The sequence below is a fragment of the Yoonia sp. genome, from assembly GCF_036007805.1.
GTDB lineage: Bacteria > Pseudomonadota > Alphaproteobacteria > Rhodobacterales > Rhodobacteraceae > Yoonia.
The window spans coordinates 1-1,807 of sequence record NZ_DASYOK010000086.1; the positions used below are offsets into that span (position 1 = coordinate 1).

At 57.2% G+C, this 1,807-nt stretch carries 1 protein-coding gene and 1 pseudogene; one reads left to right on the forward strand and one right to left on the reverse strand.

What is annotated here, in order from left to right; all coding sequences use genetic code 11:
* A pseudogene (locus tag VGP75_RS05115) lies at nt 1-224 on the reverse strand (DUF4174 domain-containing protein); the annotation flags it as partial.
* Between the two features lie 101 nt (nt 225-325).
* Here VGP75_RS05115 and scpA point away from each other — a divergent pair.
* A partial coding sequence (gene scpA / locus VGP75_RS05120) for a methylmalonyl-CoA mutase (RefSeq protein WP_327542624.1) occupies nt 326-1,807 on the forward strand: 1,482 nt, incomplete at its 3' end.

Below are 1,807 nucleotides of genomic sequence, written 5' to 3' on the forward strand. Positions count from 1 at the left end.
TCGGCCAAGAGCCGGTCCATCTGTTGCTGGAACCGCGGATCATTGGGCGTATCTGCAAAAACGACCAGCGGGCGCAGCACCCAAGCCAGATCGTCAAGGTTTATGTCGGCCGCGTCAAAGACCTGCGTGGGGTCCTCTTGCCAGCGTTCCAGAACGGTTTTTTCCTCTGCCATTGCAGGGAATGCCAGTAGTGCGACGAGGGCGATGTTGATCAGTATCTTCATAAACTTGGATATAGAGGCGCTTGCGCCAAAAGCTAAGGGGCAACTGCATTTTGCTACAAACAAATGCGTGTCCGCCACCAGAAATTTCGCCGGAGGTCACAATGTCTGACAAGAAAACATGGGAAGAAATCGCCCGCAAAGAGCTACGTGGCAAGCCTTTGGAGGGCCTGACATGGGATACGCTGGAAGGCATTCCTGTCCAGCCGCTCTATACCGCCGAGGATGTGGACGGATTGCCGCATATGGGTGGTATCCCCGGACAGGCCCCGTTTACGCGCGGGGTGAAGGCGACGATGTACGCAGGCCGCCCCTGGACGATCCGGCAATATGCAGGGTTTTCCACGGCAGAAGAATCGAACAATTTCTATCGGAAGGCACTGGCCGCGGGCCAGCAGGGCGTGTCGGTGGCCTTTGATCTGGCGACCCACCGCGGCTATGACAGCGACCACCCCCGCGTTGAGGGCGATGTCGGCAAGGCCGGTGTCGCGATTGACAGTGTCGAGGATATGAAAATCCTCTTTGACGGTATCCCGCTTGATCAGGTCAGCGTGTCGATGACGATGAACGGCGCGGTGATCCCGATCTTGGCCAATTTCATCGTTGCTGGCGAAGAGCAGGGGCATCCGCGCAATGTGCTGTCGGGCACCATTCAGAACGATATTCTCAAGGAATTCATGGTGCGGAATACCTATGTTTATCCGCCAGAACCTTCGATGCGGATCATTGCCGATATCATTGAATATACCACCGCCGAGATGCCGAAATTCAACTCGATCTCGATCTCGGGCTATCACATGCAAGAAGCGGGTGCGAATTTGGTGCAAGAGCTGGCCTATACGCTGGCCGACGGGCGCGAATATGTGCGCACCGCCATCGCGCGCGGCATGGATGTGGATAAATTCGCCGGACGTCTCAGCTTTTTCTTCGCCATTGGGATGAATTTTTTCATGGAGGCCGCCAAGCTGCGCGCCGCACGTCTGCTTTGGTCGCGGATCATGGCCGAGTTTGAGCCCAAAGACCCCAAGTCATTCATGCTGCGCACCCACTGCCAGACCTCGGGCGTGTCGTTGCAGGAACAGGACCCTTATAACAACGTGATCCGCACCGCCTATGAAGCGATGAGCGCGGTTTTGGGCGGCACACAGTCGCTGCACACCAATGCGCTGGATGAGGCGATTGCGCTGCCAACCGAATTCAGCGCGCGGATTGCCCGCAATACCCAGCTGATCCTGCAAGAGGAAACAGGGGTCACCAATGTGGTCGATCCGCTGGCGGGGTCTTATTACGTCGAAAAGCTGACCCATGATCTGGCGGAACAGGCGTGGAAGCTGATCGAAGAGGTTGAGGAAATGGGCGGGATGACCAAGGCTGTGGCCTCGGGCATGCCCAAACTGCGGATCGAGGAAACCGCCGCACGGCGGCAGGCAGGTATTGATCGTGGGACCGAAGTGGTTGTTGGCGTCAACAAGTACCGCAAGGACAACGAGGATCCGATTGATATCCTTGATATCGATAACGAGGCGGTGCGCCTGTCGCAGATCGCACGGATCGAGGCCACCAAAGCTGCCCGTGATGAGGCGGCT